The organism is Kitasatospora sp. NPDC101157 (assembly GCF_044768255.1).
In the GTDB taxonomy this organism is placed as follows: domain Bacteria; phylum Actinomycetota; class Actinomycetes; order Streptomycetales; family Streptomycetaceae; genus Kitasatospora.
Genome location: NZ_JBIWPL010000021.1, coordinates 42,226 through 61,606, shown reverse-complemented (window position 1 = coordinate 61,606; position 19,381 = coordinate 42,226). Strand labels below are relative to the sequence as shown.

At 69.1% G+C, this 19,381-nt stretch carries 23 protein-coding genes; 17 read left to right on the top strand and 6 right to left on the bottom strand.

Features of this window, described 5'->3' with window-relative positions:
• Nucleotides 1–142 precede the first annotated feature (142 nt).
• Nucleotides 143–1,903 (top strand): ABC transporter ATP-binding protein, encoded by a 1,761-nt coding sequence (locus tag ACIRVF_RS31655; protein WP_402825416.1) that lies wholly within the window; start codon nucleotides 143–145, stop codon nucleotides 1,901–1,903.
• Nucleotides 1,904–2,509: 606 nt separating this feature from the next.
• Complete coding sequence (locus tag ACIRVF_RS31650; protein WP_402825633.1) at nucleotides 2,510–2,947, top strand: ATP-binding protein; 438 nt, start codon at nucleotides 2,510–2,512, stop codon at nucleotides 2,945–2,947.
• A 527-nt stretch (nucleotides 2,948–3,474) separates the two neighbouring features.
• Here ACIRVF_RS31650 and ACIRVF_RS31645 read toward each other — a convergent pair.
• Complete coding sequence (locus tag ACIRVF_RS31645; protein ID WP_402825413.1) at nucleotides 3,475–3,648, bottom strand: CsbD family protein; 174 nt, start codon at nucleotides 3,646–3,648, stop codon at nucleotides 3,475–3,477.
• 148 nt (nucleotides 3,649–3,796) lie between these two features.
• On the opposite strand from ACIRVF_RS31645, the gene ACIRVF_RS31640 reads away from it, so the two are divergent.
• Together ACIRVF_RS31640 and ACIRVF_RS31635 are read left to right on the top strand one after the other, a co-directional pair.
• Entirely contained in the window at nucleotides 3,797–4,204 is a 408-nt protein-coding gene (locus ACIRVF_RS31640) for a DCC1-like thiol-disulfide oxidoreductase family protein (protein ID WP_402825411.1), read from the top strand.
• Nucleotides 4,205–4,632: 428 nt separating this feature from the next.
• Nucleotides 4,633–5,631 (top strand): YihY/virulence factor BrkB family protein, encoded by a 999-nt coding sequence (locus ACIRVF_RS31635; protein ID WP_402825409.1) that lies wholly within the window; start codon nucleotides 4,633–4,635, stop codon nucleotides 5,629–5,631.
• A gap of 465 nt (nucleotides 5,632–6,096) precedes the next feature.
• On the opposite strand, the gene ACIRVF_RS31630 is transcribed toward ACIRVF_RS31635, so the two are convergent.
• Both ACIRVF_RS31630 and ACIRVF_RS31625 read right to left on the bottom strand, forming a co-directional pair.
• A complete protein-coding gene (locus tag ACIRVF_RS31630; protein WP_402825406.1) occupies nucleotides 6,097–7,164 on the bottom strand; it encodes an SRPBCC family protein in 1,068 nt (355 codons plus the stop codon).
• A 3-nt stretch (nucleotides 7,165–7,167) separates the two neighbouring features.
• Entirely contained in the window at nucleotides 7,168–7,974 is an 807-nt protein-coding gene (locus ACIRVF_RS31625) for a histone protein (protein WP_402825403.1), read from the bottom strand.
• Nucleotides 7,975–8,416: 442 nt separating this feature from the next.
• Between ACIRVF_RS31625 and ACIRVF_RS31620 the strand changes: the two genes are divergently transcribed.
• The 8 genes from ACIRVF_RS31620 (at nucleotide 8,417) to ACIRVF_RS31585 (ending at nucleotide 12,214) form a co-directional block, all read left to right on the top strand.
• Complete coding sequence (locus tag ACIRVF_RS31620; RefSeq protein WP_402825400.1) at nucleotides 8,417–8,767, top strand: gas vesicle protein; 351 nt, start codon at nucleotides 8,417–8,419, stop codon at nucleotides 8,765–8,767.
• A gap of 72 nt (nucleotides 8,768–8,839) precedes the next feature.
• Nucleotides 8,840–9,280 carry a gas vesicle structural protein GvpA gene (locus ACIRVF_RS31615; protein WP_402825397.1) on the top strand — a complete coding sequence of 147 codons (441 nt, stop codon included), beginning with the start codon at nucleotides 8,840–8,842 and terminating at the stop codon, nucleotides 9,278–9,280.
• A 1-nt stretch (nucleotide 9,281) separates the two neighbouring features.
• Entirely contained in the window at nucleotides 9,282–9,995 is a 714-nt protein-coding gene (locus tag ACIRVF_RS31610) for a GvpL/GvpF family gas vesicle protein (RefSeq protein WP_402825394.1), read from the top strand.
• A 23-nt stretch (nucleotides 9,996–10,018) separates the two neighbouring features.
• Entirely contained in the window at nucleotides 10,019–10,270 is a 252-nt protein-coding gene (locus ACIRVF_RS31605) for a gas vesicle protein GvpG (protein WP_402825391.1), read from the top strand.
• A 36-nt stretch (nucleotides 10,271–10,306) separates the two neighbouring features.
• The gene (locus ACIRVF_RS31600) at nucleotides 10,307–10,744 is read left to right on the top strand and encodes a gas vesicle protein (protein WP_360429198.1); all 438 of its coding nucleotides are present in this window, start codon (nucleotides 10,307–10,309) and stop codon (nucleotides 10,742–10,744) included.
• Nucleotides 10,741–11,559 carry a GvpL/GvpF family gas vesicle protein gene (locus ACIRVF_RS31595; RefSeq protein WP_402825387.1) on the top strand — a complete coding sequence of 273 codons (819 nt, stop codon included), beginning with the start codon at nucleotides 10,741–10,743 and terminating at the stop codon, nucleotides 11,557–11,559. Before ACIRVF_RS31600 ends, ACIRVF_RS31595 begins: the two co-directional genes overlap by 4 nt.
• Nucleotides 11,556–11,804 (top strand): gas vesicle protein, encoded by a 249-nt coding sequence (locus ACIRVF_RS31590; RefSeq protein WP_402825385.1) that lies wholly within the window; start codon nucleotides 11,556–11,558, stop codon nucleotides 11,802–11,804. Before ACIRVF_RS31595 ends, ACIRVF_RS31590 begins: the two co-directional genes overlap by 4 nt.
• The gene (locus ACIRVF_RS31585) at nucleotides 11,801–12,214 is read left to right on the top strand and encodes a gas vesicle protein K (RefSeq protein ID WP_402825382.1); all 414 of its coding nucleotides are present in this window, start codon (nucleotides 11,801–11,803) and stop codon (nucleotides 12,212–12,214) included. Before ACIRVF_RS31590 ends, ACIRVF_RS31585 begins: the two co-directional genes overlap by 4 nt.
• Before the next feature lie 73 nt (nucleotides 12,215–12,287).
• Here ACIRVF_RS31585 and ACIRVF_RS31580 read toward each other — a convergent pair whose 3' ends face one another.
• Together ACIRVF_RS31580 and ACIRVF_RS31575 are read right to left on the bottom strand one after the other, a co-directional pair.
• Entirely contained in the window at nucleotides 12,288–12,779 is a 492-nt protein-coding gene (locus ACIRVF_RS31580) for a hemerythrin domain-containing protein (RefSeq protein ID WP_402825379.1), read from the bottom strand.
• Between the two features lie 234 nt (nucleotides 12,780–13,013).
• Entirely contained in the window at nucleotides 13,014–13,517 is a 504-nt protein-coding gene (locus ACIRVF_RS31575; RefSeq protein ID WP_402825377.1) for a hypothetical protein, read from the bottom strand.
• A gap of 814 nt (nucleotides 13,518–14,331) precedes the next feature.
• On the opposite strand from ACIRVF_RS31575, the gene ACIRVF_RS31570 reads away from it, so the two are divergent.
• The 4 genes from ACIRVF_RS31570 to ACIRVF_RS31555 all read left to right on the top strand — a co-directional run bounded on the left by ACIRVF_RS31570 (nucleotide 14,332) and on the right by ACIRVF_RS31555 (nucleotide 16,968).
• Nucleotides 14,332–14,505: a CsbD family protein gene (locus ACIRVF_RS31570; RefSeq protein ID WP_402825630.1), complete on the top strand. Its 174-nt coding sequence runs from the start codon at nucleotides 14,332–14,334 to the stop codon at nucleotides 14,503–14,505.
• 249 nt (nucleotides 14,506–14,754) lie between these two features.
• The gene (locus ACIRVF_RS31565; RefSeq protein ID WP_270141138.1) at nucleotides 14,755–15,204 is read left to right on the top strand and encodes an SRPBCC family protein; all 450 of its coding nucleotides are present in this window, start codon (nucleotides 14,755–14,757) and stop codon (nucleotides 15,202–15,204) included.
• A 1,060-nt stretch (nucleotides 15,205–16,264) separates the two neighbouring features.
• Nucleotides 16,265–16,642 (top strand): hypothetical protein, encoded by a 378-nt coding sequence (locus ACIRVF_RS31560; protein ID WP_402825372.1) that lies wholly within the window; start codon nucleotides 16,265–16,267, stop codon nucleotides 16,640–16,642.
• Between the two features lie 38 nt (nucleotides 16,643–16,680).
• Nucleotides 16,681–16,968 (top strand): Tn3 family transposase, encoded by a 288-nt coding sequence (locus ACIRVF_RS31555; RefSeq protein WP_402825369.1) that lies wholly within the window; start codon nucleotides 16,681–16,683, stop codon nucleotides 16,966–16,968.
• 15 nt (nucleotides 16,969–16,983) lie between these two features.
• Here the strand turns inward: ACIRVF_RS31555 and ACIRVF_RS31550 are convergent, their stop codons facing one another.
• On the bottom strand, nucleotides 16,984–18,567 hold the full coding sequence (locus ACIRVF_RS31550) for an FAD-dependent monooxygenase (RefSeq protein WP_402825367.1): 1,584 nt from the start codon (nucleotides 18,565–18,567) through the stop codon (nucleotides 16,984–16,986).
• A 64-nt stretch (nucleotides 18,568–18,631) separates the two neighbouring features.
• Between ACIRVF_RS31550 and ACIRVF_RS31545 the strand changes: the two genes are divergently transcribed.
• A complete protein-coding gene (locus tag ACIRVF_RS31545; protein WP_402825364.1) occupies nucleotides 18,632–19,204 on the top strand; it encodes a CGNR zinc finger domain-containing protein in 573 nt (190 codons plus the stop codon).
• Nucleotides 19,205–19,381: the final 177 nt, after the last annotated feature.

Below are 19,381 nucleotides of genomic sequence, written 5' to 3'. Positions count from 1 at the left end.
GGCCGTCCACATGGGCCCGGCCGGTCACCGGGCCGCGGCGGTAACCCACTGCCGCGGCCCGGCACGCACCCACCGCAACCGCCCGACCCGGTGACGTGGCACCGCCGCACCGCCCGTTCACCGCACCGCCCGAGAGGTCTCCGTGGCCGACCAGCCCGATCGCACCACCCTCCGCCCGGCGGAGCGGATCCGACTGCGCCGCGAGCTGACCGCCGAACCGTGGTCACTGGCCCTCGCACTCCTGCTCGCGCTGGCCTCCACCGGCGCCGCCCTGGCCCTGCCGCTCCTGGTCCGGACGATCATCACCGACTTCTCCGCGCACCACCCGCTCGGCCCCGACATCCTGCTGATGTGCGCCTCCGCGGCAGCCGGAGCGCTCGCCCAGGCGCTCTCCAGCTTCCTGCTCGCCCGCATCGGCGAGCGGATGACCTACCGGCTGCGCACACGGATCATGGAACACACGCTGCGCCTGCCGCTCGCCGTGGTCCGGGCCCAGGGCACGGGCGAACTCACCGCCCGGATCACCTCCGACGCGCTGCTGCTGCGCCAGGTCGTCGACGTCGCCACCCAGCTGCCGCTGGCCGCACTGACGGTGACGGCGACGCTGCTCGTGATGGTGTGGATCGACTGGATCCTGACCGTCGTCACCGTCCTCGCGTTCGCCGCGCTCACCACCCTGGTGCTGCTGATCGTGCGCCGCATGAAGGCCAACGTGACCGGCCAGCAGGACGCCGTGGGCCGGATCGCCCAGCGCTTCACGGCCGACCTGGAGGCACTCAGCACGATCAAGGCCTACCGGGCCGAGCCGATGGCCGCCCGGGCGCTGGCCGAGGACGCCGAACGGCTGCGCGCCGTCTCCCTGGTCGGCGGGCGGCTGAATTCCCTGATCCCGGCCGTGCTGACGCTCGGCAACCAACTCGCGCTGATCGCCGTGATCCTCGCCGGCGGCGCCCGGATGGCCACCGGCGGCCTCCAAGCCGCCGCGTTCGCCGCCTTCCTGCTCTACCTCCTGCAGACCGTGCCCTCGATCAGCGCACTGGCCACCGGCTTCGGCCGGCTCCAGTCCGGCCTGGCGGCCCGCGACCGCTGCACCGACCTGCTGGCCACCGCGCCCGAGGCGGAGCCGCAGGACGCCGAGCGCACGGTGCCGCCCCCACCGCCGGGCGTCCCCTCGGTGGTGTTCAAGTCCGTCTCCTTCACCCACACCGGCTCCCGCGACGCCGCGCTGCGCGAGGTCTCCTTCAGCACCGGGCGCACCGGTCTGACCGCCGTGGTCGGCCCCTCCGGAGCGGGGAAGAGCACCACCCTCTCGCTCATCGACTGCTTCGTCCGGCCCGCCTCGGGTTCCGTCACCGTCCTCGGCCGCGACACCGCCCAGTGGCCGCTGAACGCACTGCGCGCCCGGATCGCCTACGTCGACCAGGCATTCACACTCGTCGAGGCGACCGCCCGGGAGAATCTCCAACTCGGCCGCACCGATTCGGCCGACGACGCCGAACTGGCCGCCGCGCTGGACGCCGTCGGCCTCACCGAGGACATCGCCCGCCTGCCCCACGGACTCGACACCCCCCTCGGCCGCGAGTGCGACCTGTCCGGCGGCCAGCGCCAGCGGATGGCACTGGCCCGGGCACTGCTGTCAGACGCCGAGATCGTGCTGCTGGACGAACCCACCAGCCAGCTGGACGGGCTCAACGAGCAACGCTTCCGCGCGATCGTGGCGGACTTGGCGGCGACCCGCGCCGTCATCGTGGTCGCCCACCGGCTCTCCACCGTCCAGGACGCCCAGCACGTGATCATGATGAACCGCGGCACCGTCGTCGACGCCGGCGACCACCTCACCCTGCTGGAGCGCTGCCCCCCGTACCGGGAACTCGTCACCAGCCAAGCCATCCTCACCCCCTGAACGGGTCCGGCCCCCTCGGGCGGCCTGCTGCCGGAGATCACGGACCAGCCGACTGCCGGTGCCGTTCAAGCTGACCGGGACACGCGAGCGCTTCTGACCGCCCCTCCCGCCCGATTTGCCTCGCGGCGACGGTGACAGACTCAACCGCATGAGTGATCACTTGGCGCGTGCGGGGCGACGCCCGCTGTCCCAGCCGTCTTCCCACCTCGACGCCGCGGTCGACCAGCCGCTCGGCGAGCGCCCGCTTCCGGCGGAGCGTTCCCCCTTCTTGCTCCCGACCGACGACATGGCCCCCGCCCCGGGGGCGCGCTCTACGGGCGCCAAGTACCGACGGCCCGGTGAGGACGGCCTCGGTAGCACAGGCGCAGCCACGCCATGGTGAGTGCCGCCGCGGGGCCACGGCGCGGCACCGGCATACAGTGGCGCAGCGCGGTGGTGATGGTTGTCGAATCCCTTCCTGACCGACCACGGGCGTCGTGCGGTCAGGTTCGCAGGTCCCATACGCCCGCGCCTGGGCCCCGGGCTGGTGTGCGGTGTGGTGCCGGTCGTGGTGGGTAGCCGCGCGGGGTGGAGCAACCGAACGACGATGTTTCGTGGGACTGGGTGATGGGAGCCGCTTTCGACGCCGAGCGCCGTGTGTGTCTGTCGTTCGTTGGGTCATCGGACACGGTCATCACCCGGGGCCGTGACTTCATTCGCTGGTGCCTGACCCGATGGAATCTGCTCGACCAGGGCCCTGGCGGCCTAGCACCGGAGCTGCTTGACGACCTTCTCCTGATGACGAGCGAACTTCTGGCCAATGCCTGTGTCCACGGCGGTGGCCCCCGCGAACTGGTCCTCGAACGACGTCCTGGGGTGCTGCGCGTGGAGGTCAGCGACCGCAGCCTGGCCGCGGCGCGCCGCCGCGCGACCAGGCCCGGGTACCCGGGCGGCTACGGGCTCCTGGTCGTCGACCATCTCGCCGCCTGCTGGGGCACCAAGGCCGCTACCGGCGGCAAGACAGTCTGGGCCGAGCTACCGACCACCCGCCCACGGTGGTGCTGACCGGAACCGACCCGGACGTCAGCCCAGGCGCCGTGCCTGCGGCCGCTCCATGGCCTCGTCCTGGACGTGGAGGGCGACCTCGTCCATAAGCTGCTGCAGCAGGCTCACGTGTGCATCGTCGGGTTTCCATGTTTTCCAGGCGCTTGAGGATCTTCTCGACCCCACTGTGGTCCTCGAGCTCCTTGTCCGCGAGCCGGTCGCCAGCTTCGAGGTGCTCTCGCACTGCTGGGCAGAGGCACCGCTCCTCCGTGACCGGGCGCCGCACCACTCGATGGTGAGCTCGTCCCCCAGGTCCCGCAGCTGCTGGCGGCTACGGCCACCATCGCCTGGATCCGAGCGACGATACCCTCCACCTCGCGGTGGTCGACCGCCTACTCCTCGATCACGTTCCCGCTGTGCCCCACGCGTTGTACTCGCTGTCTGCTGGGGCGGCGCAGGCGTTCGGTGAAGTCAAAGGCAAGAGACGCAGCAAGTCCGCCTCCCGGCACTAGTGATCGGAGGCGGACTTGCGTTCCAGGCGTGTTTAGTCAGTGCTTGAGGGCATCCTTTGCCTTCTGGCCAGCCTGGAGCATGTCACCCTTCGCCTGATCGGCTTTGCCCTTGGCCGTGAGAGTCTCGTTTCCGACGGCCTTGCCGGCGGCTTCCTTAGTCTTTCCCTTAACGGTCTCTGCCGTATGTTCTATCTTCTTACCTGCGCCCATGACCATCCTCCTCATGAGCTCGGTTACCTGCACCGCGTCTGCCCCGTATCGGTACCTTTACGCCCGAAAGCTATGGAGGACGCTGGCCGTCGACCCACATGGGTCAAGCCGGGCGGCGTGGGGGTGGCCTGGTCGAGAGAATGAAGGCATGAGTAATGGTTTCCGGGATCCGGTGCTGATCTTCGACGGAGACTGTCTGTGGTGCTCGAAATGGGTCATGTGGGCGATCCGTTTCTCGGGCGGATGGGAAGCGATGGCCTTGCAGCGGGCGGATCTGCCAGCGCTTGACAAGCGGGTCGGCGGCTGGGATGTGCTGAAGCCAGCCCGATGCGGGCATCGCTTGCTGTGGGTCACGCCCAGGGGAAGGCAATATTCGGGCGTAGAGGCATGCGCGCGGCTACTGATGCGCTCGAGCGGACCCCGGGCATATCTGGGTGGTCTTCTGGCTCTGCAGCCAGTCAGGGCGCTGGTCGGTCTCGTGGCGCTGCTGGTGGTTCGATACGGGCACCGGACCTACCGCGATCCCCTTCCTGTGCCGCTGCCAGCGCGGGAGTGAGTGGGTTCGGAGATGCGTGAGCAGTGTCAAGCGCCTGGTCGCGTCTCGATCGAAGTTGCTGGAGACCGGTGACGCGCCCGCCACCTCAGGCCTGGAGTTCGTCTCCTCTCAGGCGTTCAGGGGCATCTACGTGCCGCGTGGGACACTCCGCCGCACCTACGGTGCCTGCCGTACCTACCGCGTCTTGGTCCGCGCCGGCCACTCGGTCGCGCGGTGCGCGGAGGGTCGAGCGAGGGGTCATCCGCGGACCACACCACGGTCCCGGAGCCAGCCGTGCGGCGTCCTCCGGATCTGGTCAACGGTTGGGCTGAGATTGGGGCTCAGGCAGCTGCGGCCGCCATACCCAGCCGGGTCGGCCGGTGACCTGCTCCGCCACGGGTAGACGCGCCGTAAAAGGTTGCGGAGCCGGACGACAAGAAGGCCCAGGCATGAACCCCGTCGAACGCACCCTCCGCGCACTCGACCGCGCCCAGCAGCACCACACTGTGCCGGGAATGGTCGTCGGCGTGATCAAGAAGTACGGAGATGACCGCGGCAGTCTGCTCACAGCCCTGATCGCCTACTACGGGTTCATGGCCCTGATCCCGCTGCTGCTCCTGCTCAGCACCATTCTCAGCTTCATCCTCCACGGACACCCCGGCGCCCAGAAGACCAGCGTCAACTCCGCGCTCGCCGACTTTCCCATCATCGGCGACCAGCTCCGCCAGAACGTCCACTCCGTCCAGGGCAGCGGCCTCGCCCTCGTCGTTGCCCTCCTCGGCCTGGTATATGGCGTGCTCGGTATCGCCCAGGTCCTTCAGCACGCCATGGCCGAGGTCTGGAACGTGCCCGGAGTGGTCCGCCCCGGCTACTTCCCGCGCCTGGCCCGCAGCCTGCTGCTATTCAGCACCCTCGCCGTGGGCCTGCTACTCGCCACGGCCGCCGCTACCCTCGTCGCCACCACTCTTGGCGGGCTGGCCGCCCACATCGGCGCCCTTGTCCTGTCCGCCTTGCTCAACACGGGCCTGTGCCTGGCCTCCTTTCGCATCCTGACTCCCAAGATCATCTCCACTCGCGCTCTGCTGCCCGGATGTGCGATCGCCGGGCCTTTGTTCACCGTCCTGCAGGCCTTCGGTGCCGCCCTCGTGGCTCACCAGCTGCGCCATGCCACAGCTGTCTACGGGTTCTTCGCAACCGTGATCGGCCTGCTCTCCTGGCTCGCTCTGGCCGCGACGATCACCGTGTACGCGGCCGAGACCAACGTGGTACTGCACCGGCGACTGTGGCCGCGAAGCATTCTGCAGCCACCGCTCACCGAGGCAGACGAGAAAGTCCTGGAATCCATCGCGAACCAGGAAGAACGCCGCCCCGAGCAGCACGTCGACGTCGACTTCGACGATGACAACGCGTCCCCCGAGGACGGGCGGCCGCACCAAGACGACACCTGACCCGTAAGGTTGGGACCAGTCGTAGGCCCCAACGAAATGCTTACGAAAGCATTGACTGACCGGGGTCCGAGGCCCCGGGTGGCCTGATCTAGGCCGGTCCTTCGCACATGACGAGTTCGGATGAACTGGTGATGCGACCGGTACCCGGTGGGGTGCCGGTCGTTGAGCCTGGCGTGCCGATATCCCGTTCACGGTGCGGCATTGGAGCCAGTGCAGGATGTGGTCGATGCTTGGGTTTCGGCGCCCAGGCTGGCGGCTGGCCTGGGCGGCCATGTCCCTGACGCGATCGGGCGGCCGGTCCGCGCCTGGTGGGCCTGGCAAGTCGTCGCCTTCGGCTTCCCGGCTGGAGGATGGCCAGGGCAGGAGCAACGGCGCTGCCAGCTGCAAGCCGGGTGGCTGCTCGCCTCCGCCGCCAGCTCGGCAGTCGGGCCGGTGCGCGGTGCGGGTTGGCTGCCCCGGGGCCGGTCAGCGGGCTTCCTCCAGGTACTCCTCATCCTCCTCTTCCGGTTGTTCGTCCTCTTCCCCGTAATCGCGATCGTCGTACTCGTCGTCGTTCTCGTCCTCGGGCTCCTCCTCTTCGTCGTCGTTCTCGTCCTCGGGCTCCTCCTCTTCGTCGTCGTACTCCTCCTCGGGCTCTTCTTCCTCCTCGTCGTACTCCTCCTCGGGCTCCTCCTCTTCGTCGTATTCGTCTTCTCCGAGCCGGTCGTCCTCGGTGGCTTCGTCTTCCATCGCCTCCTCGTGCGTGCGCACCACCTCGCCGTCGCGGATCTCACCGCGCCAGCCTTGGGCTTCGTCGTTGGACAGGGAGACGTGCCGCTGGAAGTTCTTGAAGTCGAGGCGGAGGCGCCGGCCCTGGGCGCGCCAGATGTTGCCGGTCTTCTCGAAGAAGCCGCTGGGGTAGTACTCGACGACGAGCACGATGCGGGTCAGGTTCGGGGTGAGCTCGTGGAAGCTGACGGCCCCCCGAGTACTGCCCTTGGCTCCTTCGGAGGTCCACACGATGCGCTCGTCCGGGATCTGCTCCTGGACCGTTGCCTTGAAGCTGCGTTTGGAGGGCCCGACTTTCACCTTCCAATCGGTGGTGACTTCATCGCCCTGTGAAACGCTCTGCACACCCTTCGCGAAGCCGCTGAAATCCTCGTACTGCGTCCAGTGGTTGTACGCGGTGCGCACAGGGACCCCGACATCCAGTGCCTCCACGATGTTCATCGTCTTCTTGCCCGCCTTGCGGCCGGGCTTGCCGCCTCCCCCGAACGTCTCCTTGGCCTTGTCGACGACGTTGTCCTTGATGCTCTTAGCTTTCTCGCCCACGAAGGCCTTGAGCGGAGAGTCACCCTGCAGGACACGGGAACCGACCTTGGGCAGGACGCCTCCGTTCTCGGCGACGTCACCAAGGGTGTCGGTGAGGTCGGAGACCTTCTCACCCGCCTTCTCCACCAGGTGCTCCAGCTGGGCGCCGAGGAAGTTGGCGACTTCTTCACGTAGTTGGTCGACTCCCGACCCGGCTGTGGACCTGTCTCCCGTGGCGGCCATGGCTCACCTCCGCCGGGTCCGCGTCGACGGCTTGGAGGCGGTGCTTTTGCTCGCTGCGGTCCTTTTCGCTGCGGTCTTCTTCGCTGCGGTCTTCTTCGCCGGCGTCGGCGCTTTCTCGCGCGCGGGCTTGGATGCGGCGGTCTTCGACGTCGTGGCGCGGGCCGACGACTTCTTTGCCGCTGGCGGACTCTTGGCCGTGGTCTTCTTCCCCGCCGGTGCAGCCTTCCTGACGGGTCGGCGGGCGGCGGTCTTCGGCGCGCTGGTGCTCGGCGCCGTGCGGGAGGAGCGCGGCTGGTCACCGGCGGGTTCGGCGGTGCGGCGTCGCCGGGCCGGTTTCGCCGGACGAGTTTCCTCGGGCTCGTCCTCCTCCTCGGGCTCCTCCTCGTACTCTTCGGCCTCTTCGGGCTCTTCCTCCTCCTCCGGCTCCTCTTCCCATTCCTCCTCCCCGGCTTCGGCCTCGTACGGTTCCTCCTCGTCCTGCCCCTCGTCCGGCTTCCGTTTTCCGATGTTGAGCGTGCGCTCCCTAAGCGAGTCGGCCAGCTCACCGATGCGCCGGTCGGCGGCTGCGGCGACGGCCTTCTTGCCTGTTTCCAGCAGTTCGCCGCGGACCTGTTTGTTCAGCTCGGCGACCTGCGGGACCTCGGCGAGCTTGCGTATGCCTTCGGTGGCGAGCTGGCGCGGATCCAGACCAAACCGGCGCCCGGCAAGGTAGGTGGCGGCCGCGAACGCGAGACGCCCCTTCTTCGCGCGCCCGAGTACGTAACCGCCCACGACAGCCGCCGCCAAGGCGACCTTGGTGGTGTCATTCATAGGGGGCATCCCTTTCCGGCGATCGCCCCTTCGCGAGTGATCGGCACCAGCGAAGGGGCCGTTCCTTGTCTTTCCGCGCGCGTGATGGCCGGTCTTGTGGTCGGCGCGACGCCGACATGCGACAACGATCCGTCGCTGCGACATCGGTCACGGCAGCCCGCGTCGGAAGCGGCGCTGGGAGAATCGGGGATCGTGACCCCGTCGAGCCCGGCAGAAAAGAACCCAGTTCCCAGTCTGGCATGCCACGGTGTTCCCGCACCTGGAACCGATGTCGCGCCGAGTGCACGGCCCCGTACTCCACGCCCCACGCCGACCAGCCACCGCGAAGCAGGCCTGCGGCGCCGGGGCATGAGACACAAGTCGACGGCTATATTGGTGCATATCGGGCATGTGTGGTATGTGAACGCTTTTGGAGCAGGCTTTCCCCGATCCGGAGAAGGGCATGACCACTGGCAACGAGCACGACGAGGAACCGAGGAGGGCCGGCGCGCGTCCCACGCGGTCGCCGGGCCGGACGCCGCAGCCCCGTCGACGTGTATCCGCGTCACGCGCCATGCGTATCGCTGCTCAGCAACTGCAAGACCTCCTCGGACGTGTCCCCGAGTCGGTGTCGGCCCTGAAACCCGTCGAGGGCGGCTGGCAGGCCGACGTGGAGGTGGTGGAGCTGGAACGCATCCCCGACACGACCAGCGTGCTGGCCAGCTACCGGGTAAGGCTCGACGAAGAAGGCGAACTGCAGTCGTACGAGCGGATCCGTCGCTACACCCGGGGACAGGTCGATCGCCCGACCTGACGAATCCCGCAGCGCGATGACCTGCAAGAACGCCCGCGTTCACCGTGAGGGCGGGCCGCGAAGGGAGGCACCATGACTGTGGTGCCGCAAAGCGCAGCCGGCGTTTCCCGCAGCGGGAACACCGGAAGTCTCTACGACGTCCTTGAGCTGATCCTCGACCGGGGCCTGGTCATCGACGTCTTCGTCCGGGTCTCGCTGGTCGGCATCGAGATCCTCAAGATCGACATCCGCATCGTCGTCGCCAGTGTCGACACTTACCTCCGGTTTGCCGAGGCGTGCAACCGCCTCGACCTGGAATCCGGGCGCAAAGCACCCGCTCAGCTCACCGACATCGTGGGTGAGGTCACGGAAGGGGGTGCCCGGGGCAAGAGCAAGGGCGCGCTGAGCGGCGCCGTCGACGCTGTCACCGACGCCCTCCACCTCAGAGACGCCAACGAGGAGGAGGAAGAGGAGGAGCCCGCGCCGAGGCGCACGCGGCCCGCCCGTCGGCCCACCAGACGACGGGAGGAATGAGATGGCCGTCTACGTCTACTCCATCACCGCAGCCGGTCATCCCCACGACCTGACCGGCCTCGACACGGTCGGTCCCGTCCCAGCAGCCCTGCGGTCCCTGCGGGCCGGGCCGCTGGCGGCCGTCGTCAGCGACGCACCTGCGGAACTGCGGCCCAAACGACGCGACCTGATCGCCCACCAGGCCGTTCAGGAACGCCTCGTCGCCGACGGGGCGGTGCTGCCGCTGCGCTTCGGCCTCACCGCTCCCGACGACGACGCCGTCCGGGCCGCCCTGGACCAGCACCGCGAGGAGTACCTCCAGCGGCTGAGCCACTTGGAGGGCTGCGCCGAGTACCACATCAAGGCCGCAGTCGAGGAGGACGCCCTGCTGCGGCAGATCCTGCGGGAATCACCCAGAGCCCGGCAGCTCAACGACGACATCAAGGCGGGCAACAGCAACCCCGAGCTGCCGCTCGCCCTCGGGGAACTCGTCACACAGGAGGTCCTCGCGCGCCAGCAGGCCCTGGCAGCCGGCATCACCGAGGCACTGCGTCCCCACACCCGCGAGGAACTGGCCTCCGAGCCCACCGGGAACGACTTCCTGAACATCTCCTTCCTCGTTGACCAAGAGCACCGAGAGCTCTTCCTCACTGCGGAAAAGGGCCTCGCCGACGAACTCGGCGCCGACTGCGACGTCCGGCTGTACGGCCCCCTGCCCGCCTACAGCTTCGTCTGACCTCGTCTGAAGGGTGTATAGCCATGGGTCTGATCACCCAAATCCTCACCCTCCCGCTCGCGCCGGTGCGCGGCACCGTCTGGGTGCTCGAACGCGTCATCGAAACCGCCGAGGACGAGTACTACGACCCGGCACCCGTCGAACACGACCTTGCCGAACTGGAGCGAGCACTCCTGGCCGGAGAGATCGACGAGCAGACCTTCGACCGGCGTGAGGACGAACTCCTCGACCGCCTCGACGAAATCCGGGCCCACACCCAGCGCCGCGCACCATGACCGTGTAGCAGCCACGCGGCGGGACGGAGGACAGCAGTGAGTGATTCTCTCGCCAACCGTATGGGCTCGCTGCCCTCCCGGGCCGCGCCGCCCTACCAGCCGGCCTCCTCCGCCAGTCTCGCCGATATCCTGGAGCGGGTGCTGGACAAGGGCGTCGTCATCGCCGGCGACATCCAGATCAACCTCCTCGACATCGAACTGCTCACCATCAAGCTGCGCCTGCTCATCGCCTCCGTGGACAAGGCCAAGGAGATGGGCATCGACTGGTGGGAACACGACCCCTCACTGTCCTCCCGCGCCGACCACTCCACTTCCCGGCTCGAAGAGGAGAACCAACGCCTGCGCGAACAGATCGAGGCCCTGCGCGCCGACGCCGCCCTCCCGCCTGTCAGCGCTCCGGAGGCAACAACGCCGCGCCGCCGTCCGGCCAAGCGGCCCACCGCTCACCCACGACCCGGTCCAGGTGACACATGAGCGACGCCTCCCTCACCTACGCCTACGCCGTCGCCCGCGATCGCACCCCCGCCCTGGCCGTCGAGGCGGGCACCCTCACCGGCGTCGCCGGAGCACCCGTCCGCCTCCTGACTCCCGACCGCACCGCCGCACCGGTGGCCGTCGTCAGCCACGTTCCCGCCGAGGACTTCCACGAAGCGGCCCTGCATCGGCATCTGGAGGACCTCGGCTGGCTCGAAGCCCTGGCCCGGGCCCACCATGGCGTCATCGAAGCGCTGGCAGCGCACACAACCGTCCTTCCACTGCGCCTGGCCACCGTCTACCTCGACGACGACCGGGTGCGCGCGATGCTCGACGACAACCAGAAACTGTTCTTTGACGGCCTGGAACGCCTGCGTGGCCATGTCGAGCTGGGCGTCAAGCTCTACGTCGAGGCCGAACCCCGGCCTCCCGCCGCAACGGATGCCCCGCCTGATCCGGCGCTCAGTCCGGGACGAGCCTATCTACGCCGCCGCCGTACGGAGCAGGACGCCCGCCACGACGCCCACCGGGCAGCTGAAGAGGCAGCACAACGGATCGCAGTGATCGCCCGGGCCCACGCGGTGCAGTGGGCACGTCACCGTGTCCAGGAAGGCGAATTGGCAACCGGCCCCGGGCAGAACGTGGTCAACGACGCCTACCTCGTGCCCGCAGACCATGTCCGCGCGTTTCGCGAGGAGACCCTGCACGCCACCGATGGTCTCTCCGGCCTGCGGGTCGATGTCACCGGTCCGTGGGCCCCCTACTCCTTTGCCACCCTTACCCCTCCCGAACGCGGCACGGCGGGCGCACCGTGAACCCTTCAGGAAACACCCCGGCTCCGACCACCGGCTCGTCTGCGCCACAGCGGCAGGTCGCCCTCATCGACCTGCTGGACCGCCTGCTCAGCGGCGGAGTGGTTGTCACCGGTGACCTCGTCCTGTCCGTCGCGGACATCGACCTCGTGCGGGTCTCGTTGCGCGCCCTCATCACGTCGATCAGCGAGCGCACGCCCGCCCCCTGGGCGGCACACGCCCCATCCGAAGAGGGGGGGACGCCGTGACTACCGACAAGCCACCCCGTCCGGACCGCCGCCAAGAGGTCGCCGAGGCCGCCACACGCGCGTTCCGCGTCCTGCCGGCCACCACGAGCGATCAGGCAGCCACAGGCCGGGGCCGCCCGCGCCATGCACCCCGAAGGATCACGACCAGTCCCGAGACCGTCGAACGGGACCTGATGAAGCTCGTCCTCACCCTCGTCGAACTCCTCCGACAGCTCATGGAACGGCAGGCCCTGCACCGTGTCGAAGCCGGCGACCTCACCGAGGAGCAGGAGGAGAACCTCGGAGCCACCCTCATGGCACTACACGAGCGCATGAACGACCTGTGTGCCCGCTACGGGCTCACCATGCAGGACCTCAACCTCGACCTCGGACCGCTCGGCCCCCTCCTCACGCCGGACGAACCGCAGTAGGCCCGTCCTGCGCCGCAGTGCAGATGTCCGTGGACGGCGAAGGCCCGGACACCGGGCCGGGCCCTTGGTCCCGTCAGGACAGAACCGCGTCCGCCACCGTCTTGAGCGCGCTGGGCGTCTCGGGCCTGCGGGGCGCCTTGTCGCGCGCTTCGGTCAGACGGACTCCGATCTCCTGCAGCTCCTTGCGACCCAGCGCTTCGCGCACCTTGGGGAACCAGTCGTTCTCCTCGTCCTCGATGTGGTGGGTCACGCTTTCGATCAGCACGGTGGTCTTGGCGTCGAAGCGTTCGTCGTCGGGGCTCAGGCCGGCCAGCTCGGCGCACAGCAGATCGGCGACGTGGTGCTCCTCGAAGGACTCCAGGATGTCGCCCTCCAGGTCCGGAACGAGCCTGCGCACCTCGGGGTACATCACCTCGTTCTCGATGTAGGTGTGGACCGTAAGGGCCTCCAGGATCTGGTTCACCGTCTCAGCCCTGGTCGCCTTGTCGGCGTTGTGGAAGGCGCGGAAGAGCCGCCGGATCTGTTTGTGGTCTTCCTTGAGCAAAACGATGGCGTCAGTGGACACAAGGCCTCCTTCAAGCCGCGGACAGTGTGGACCGTGTGCCCTGACACAGCACCGCGCATGCCTTGAAGGAAGCCGAACGGAGGACGGACTCTGCTCACCTGCCGCAACCAGGTCGGCATGACCTCCCACGGCTCCCTTCGCCTGCCTGGAAGCGGCCAGCCGGGCATGATCCACTACTGCGTGATTCCCGGCTTCCTCCGAGAGGATCCGGGCCCCGCACGGGCGGTGACGGCGCTACTGCCAGCCGGCGCCATGGTGTTGCTGGCGGCAGGCACGCCCGGCGGCGAGGGCCTGGTCGATCAGCGCACACACGCGGGGCAGGTCCGCCACGTCGAACATCGCGGCGGCGGGCAGGGCGAGAGCGAGGGCGGCTACCGCGCCGACAGCCACCGCTTCGATCACGTCCAGGTCGACGGGCTGGTGGCAGCGCCGGGCGCCGAGCAGCACGTAGCCGTCGAGGTGCGAGCGGGTCTGCCAATCGACGCCGCCCAGGTAGCCGTCCCCGGGATCCAGGTCGCTGCCGACTCGGGCGACCGCTTCGGCGAACTGGCGCAGGACCCGGCCGTGCGCGGGGTCGGATTGCCGGTCGGCGAGGTGGCCTACCCAGGCCGCGGCCCTCGCCGTGCAGGCGGCGACCGCGGCCAGCGCGTCCCCGTCGTGCCCGCTCGGCCCACCGGCGACCGAGTCGGCTTCGTCTTCTCCCAGGCCGGGAACGCCGGGCAGGCCGGCCCAGGACATGGAATGGCTCATGCCCTTGCAACGGCCCAATGCGGACCGAGGTCACGCCTGTACGGCACTCGATGCCGGGGTCCTGTGAGCCGAGTCCGGCATAGACCGCCGTGCAGGGCTGTGCCTCCCATCGGCCGCCGGCCCCAACCTGCCTCGTAGTAGGCCTCCTTCGCGGGTGCGGGGCCGCGCAAGAGGGGAGAGAGGGCGAAGGCGGCCGGAATTCCGCCGTGGCGCCGACTGCCCCGAATGCCGTCCGGTCCCGAGACGGCACGGGGGAGTATTCCGGGACTCGTGGCACGGACGGCTCGGGTGTGCCCATCGGCGCACCCGATTACGTTCAACGAGCCGAGCGAGGCACGTCCAGGTCAACGGGAAAGACCCGGTCGCATCCGGTGATCTCCGGCAGCCGCGCCACCTGGTCGGAAGACGGGGTGAGCTGGACGACGGCGCCCCTGGCGGGCGGCCTGGCTCCGGGCCAGCAGCAGCGTGTTCAGCCCGACCGAGTCCAAAAAGGTCACGTCGTGCAGGTCCGGCGTCATCGCGGCGCCGCCCGGCTGCACCGGCCAGCACGGCGACTCCAGGCACCCGGGGCGGCTCCATCCCCACCGCCACTCCCGGCGTCGCACCGGGCGGCACCGATCCGTCGGCCACCCAGCACCCCCGGCAATGCCGCCACCCCCACGGATATCCCGACCTACGCAGCACCCACGCCCACCGGCGCGGTCCAGGACCAACCGCATCGCACCACATCCGGTGCAAGCCTGCAAGCAATATGGGCACACGCTCCGGGGACAGGCGGTTGCGGAAACGGAGGGAGATCGCACTGAGCGCCTCGGACAAGGCTTCGAACCTCGGTGACAAGGTCAAGGGCAAGGTCAAGGAGGCCGCAGGCACGGCGGTCGGCAACGAACGCCTGGAAGCCGAGGGCAAGGGTGACCAACTCAAGGGCGACGTGAAGCAGGTCGGCGAGAAGGTCAAGGACGCCTTCAAGGACTGACCGCGCCACCCGTCGGAGGGAGCGGGCGTTCACCCGGGCGGACCACACGGCGCGGCCCGGGAGGCACATGGCCGTGGCCGTCGGGGGACTGGCCCGCCGCCCGCTGTGGCTGGCCGGTCCTGGGTTTTTGCCGGTTGCGGGCAGGTCGCGGGTGGGGCGGGATGGCCGAGGGATCTCGCGTGCCTGACTGCCTGATGGCTGGCGCGCGGGTCCGGTTCAGCAGACCGACGAGTAAGGAGTGGGTTGGTTATGAGCAGGGTCCAGGAGACGATCGACGTCGACGTGCCGATCAGCACCGCGTACAACCAGTGGACGCAGTTCGAGCAGTTCCCGATGTTCATGGAGGGCGTCGAGGAGATCACGCAGATCGACGACCGCCACAACCGCTGGAAGACGAAGATCGCCGGTGTCAGCCGGGAGTTCGACACCGAGATCGTCGACCAGGTCCCGGACGACCACGTGGCGTGGCGCACGGTCACGGGCGAGGTGAAGCAGTCCGGCATGGTGTCCTTCCAGCCTCTGGACGCCGGCCACACCCGGATCGTGATGTCGATGGACTACCAGCCCGAGGGGCTGGCGGAGAAGGCCGCCGACATGGTGAACATGCTCGACCGGCAGGTGAGGGGCGACCTGAAGCGCTTCAAGAACTTCATCGAGAAGCGCGGCAGCGAGACCGGCGGCTACCGCGGCAAGCTCTGACCCGGCAGTAGTGTGAGGGCCCCGGCTGGTGGCGGATCCCGCCCGTCGGGGCCGTCCGGCTTTGTCGGGCGGGTGGGGATGCTGGGCCGGGCCGGGCGCAGCGCGCCGCTGGGATGCGTGCCGGAGCCGGGCCGGAGCACATGAAGGCCGGCCAGGGCCCGGGTGGCCTCCGAGAACCGCGGCCGACCCCTGCCCGAGTGGCACCACCCTCGTCGGCTCCCTCTCTCCAGCAGCAGCCGTTGCACGGTCGCAGGGTCGAGCCGTCGGACTTGGGGCCGGTCGGCACGGAAAACTGCGGCGCCCCTGCGAGGCTCGGTGTCGCGGTCGTCGCCGCGGTGCGGGACAACCTTGACGACGGCGCTCCTCGCGTGGAGGGCGAGAGTGGCGACGGTCCACAGTTCGCCGTCGTCGGGGTGCGCGAAGGCGGCCAGGACCGAGCCCGGCATAGCACCGGTCACCACAATCCCGGCTCTTCGACGACGTTGGCGGGCGTGCAAGCTGGGGACCCGCCGTGCCGCCGAGGGCCACGGGCACGCTGACGATCACCGAACGGCGGCACGTCACGGACGCCACCGGTTTGGGAGCCGAAACCGGCATCGGTTCCGTGCCGGGACCGCCACCGAACCCGTCGATGCGGGCACACGCCGCGTGGCAAGCGGACGGCGCCCGCCGGGGGGCGCCCGTCGCGCGGATACCGGTCGGCGAAGGCCCCGTCCCTCCACAGGCCCGTCGAAGCGGTCACGAATGCATATTGCCGTCGTCCCGCCGGAAGGCGTCCCGCAGAGGGAGGTTGCCCGTAGGTTGCGAGTGACCGCGAATCGGTCACTTTGCCCTCCGGGGAGACGGTCGACGACGCGCTCGTGCGTGCCATGCGGGTTCACGGGGCGCGGGCCGAGGTTCTCACGGACAAACGGCAAGCAGTTCACCGGCCCCTGCACCCGGCCAGCCGGGACAGGGCCGAACAGGACGGGGCTCTCAGTTGCTCCGGTAGAGGTCTCGCGCGGCCGGCCGCGGTGGTCTCCTGGAAGGGGAAGCCGAGTAGACCCCGGAGGTGGTCACTATGCAGCAAGCCGTGCACTTCGACGCGATCTTCCAGGACAGTCCGGGAGACCGTCACGTTCAGGTCCGGATGAACGGCAATGTGGTGTTCAACGACACCTTGGAAGGACAGGGCTCTGTAAAGGGGATGGACATTACGGAACCCATCGTCGGCGCCGCCCACATCGAGTTGGGGATCGTCACGGATGACGGCGCCTTCCACGCCTGCCGGTATACCGACATCCCAACCTTCGGCGGTCCGCCCCCGTTCGAACTCGTCCTCCCGGACAGCGGACTGTTCCCGCCCAGCCCGGCGCACTTCGACACCGCGGCCACCACCGGCCTACCAGCCTTCGGAGGAGGAACCTACGAACTGTTCTACGAAGGGAGCATCGTCTGACCTAGGAGGGCGGAGGAGATATGCGCGAAAGGTGCCACTTGGTTACGCAGTGTCAGAGCCGCGACCCTGAACTGCAGGACAAGGCGGTCAAGTTCCTCGACCTCCTCGCCTTCAGCGTGGTCTCCACGACCATCGACATGACTCCCACGTTGTCCGGGATGGCCCGCGAGGGCTGGACCCTGCACGCGAACGACCTCGCGGTGCTCAGCCCGTACCGGCGAGAGAACGTGCTCCGGTTCGGCGACTACACCACGGGGCAGCTCCCCATACCCCCACCCGCCTACAGCCCGAGCCTGCACACAACCTCCGGGGAAGGAGGCCCGTAGTAGCAAGCACCGCCATCAGGAGGATAGGACGCGCCGCAGGACGGCCTGGAGGTCTACTGCCGGGTCGGTGCCGCGCCAGGCCACGTGACCGTCCGGGCGGACCAGGACGGCGCCCGGAGCGCCGCCGGTGCCGGTGCCGGTGCCGACCAGACGCTCCCAAAGCCCAGGGGTGGCGTCCCCGGCGCCGACGGTGCTCACGGCCTGGAACGCGAGGGGGATTCCCGTCTGCTGCGCAGTCTCGGCCCGCCTTCGCCAAGCCGGGGCGTCGGTCGCGGTGAGCAGGGTGAAACCGGGGCCGACGAGGTCAAGGGTCGATGTCACGCCTGCATCGCCGCCGGTGAGGCGGACGTGGGGTGCGCGCTGTCCCGGATGGCAGCCCGGGCGGTAACCGTCCGGGCTGAGCCCGGTCTGCATGGGCGCAGTGTCGGGGTCGGGGATGACCGCAGTCGATTGGTAGGTGGCGGTCAGGAGGAGTTCGTCGTCGATGCGGTAACCGGCCCGGCTCCGGGCGTTGGCCGAGGAGATGTCGATCACCTGGCGGGCGACGGGACGGCGTTCGGCCGCGTAGCTGTCCAGCAGGGCGTCGCCCGCGTTTCCGGTGGTGACGGCCGCGAGTTTCCAGGCGAGGTTGTCCACGTCGCCGATGCCGGTGTTCATGCCGTGCCCGCCGGTGGGCGGAATGACGTGGGCGGCGTCGCCCGCCAGCAGCACGCGAGAACGGCGGTAGGCGGTGGCGAGCTGGGCGTCCATCCGCCAGGTCATCGTGTCGCGGACCGTCACGTCCAGGTCGGGGATTCCCGCGGCGGTACGGATGAGCCCCGCCAGGCGCCCGTGGTCGGACGGGTCCGGATCGGGCGTGTCCAGGGTGAGCGGGTACTGGTAGATCCAGTGGCGGTCGTTGTCGACGGCCATGAACCCGCCCCGTCCGGGGGCGGTGAGGAAGTACGAGGCGCTGGCACGGTCGGCCACGATCTGGCCGAGCGGTGCCTCGAAACGGATGCTCAGGTAGCGACCCAAGCCGGTGGGGCCCTCCATGGCAATCCCCGCTCCGGCGCGCACGGTGCTGGCGGCGCCGTCGCAGCCGATGATCCAGTCCGCGCGCACGTCGTGCCGGGAACCGGTGGCCGCGTCCTCGACGACGGCCAACACACCCAGTCTGTCGTCCGTGAAGGAGACCAGGCGGGTCCCGAAGCGGACCCGTGGGCCGGCCAGCTCGACGGCGTGGCGCAGCAGGATGGGCTCCAGCGCGTCCTGGGAGCAGATGATCCCGGGCGACGGCGTGTGCTCATCACCGTCGTCGTTGTCGGGTCGCTGAGCGAGGCCGGTGCGGACGAAGTCGGGATCGACTAAGTCGTGGCCGCGATAGAAGTAGACCTGCTCGGCCGGCAGGCCCGCCCCGCGGATCTGCTGCTCCAGGCCGATGCGCCGGAAGATCTCCATGGAACGGGCCGAGATGCCCCGAGCTTTGGGGTGGCGAGAGGTCGTGGGGCGCGTCTCGACCAGCACATGGTCCACCCCGTACCCGGACAGCAGAGCCGACAGCGTCAAGCCGACCGGCCCGCCTCCGACGACCAGCACGGACGTCTGCGAAGCAGTCATGGTGACCTCCTTCCACGGGCTGACACCACCCGATGTAACGAATAAATCCAATTTAGACGTTACCATGGGGGTGGAACTCGACCCGCAGCGGGAGGCGCGCATGCAGCAGGGCTTCGGCGACGACAATCCACGCGGCCTGTACTTCCTGGTCGACCTGGTCAACACCGGCCAGGACAGGACCGGGCTCACCGAAGCCGCCCTCACGGACCTGGTGGCCCGGCACGGCGGCCCTCCGGGCCTGCTCACCGAAACCCCAATCCAGGAGATACGCGAAGCCACTGCGACCATCGCCGGCATCCTGGACATCAAGGACGCAGACCAGGCCGCCGACGCCATCAACGCCCTGCTCGACCAATACCCCGCCCAGCCCCGCCTGGTCCGGCTCCCGCACCGCCCCTGGTCGCTCCACGCCCGGCCCCCCACAGACGCGCAGCCGGCCCACTGGCTGCTGTCCACCGCCGCCCTCGCCCTTGCGCTCTGGCTCAGCGAACGCGGCTACTGCGCCTGGGGCCGCTGCGCAGCGCCCGGCTGCGACCACTACTTCATCGGCACCGGGCGCCGCTCACCGCAGCGCTACTGCTCAACCCGCTGCGGCACCCGGGTACGCGTAGCCGCCCACCGGAGTCAACAGAGCTGATGAACCCCCAGGGCTTCCTAGGCGGAGGACAGGTCCAAGGGAGTCGCTGTGCGTAGTCATGCTGCTCAGGGTGCCCACAGCAACATGCCGATGGTCTTTGGAGTGGATACGCGCGGTAGCGCCGGGGCGGTGCCCCGGGCGGCACCCCCGATGACCACACAAAAACACCCAGCCCCC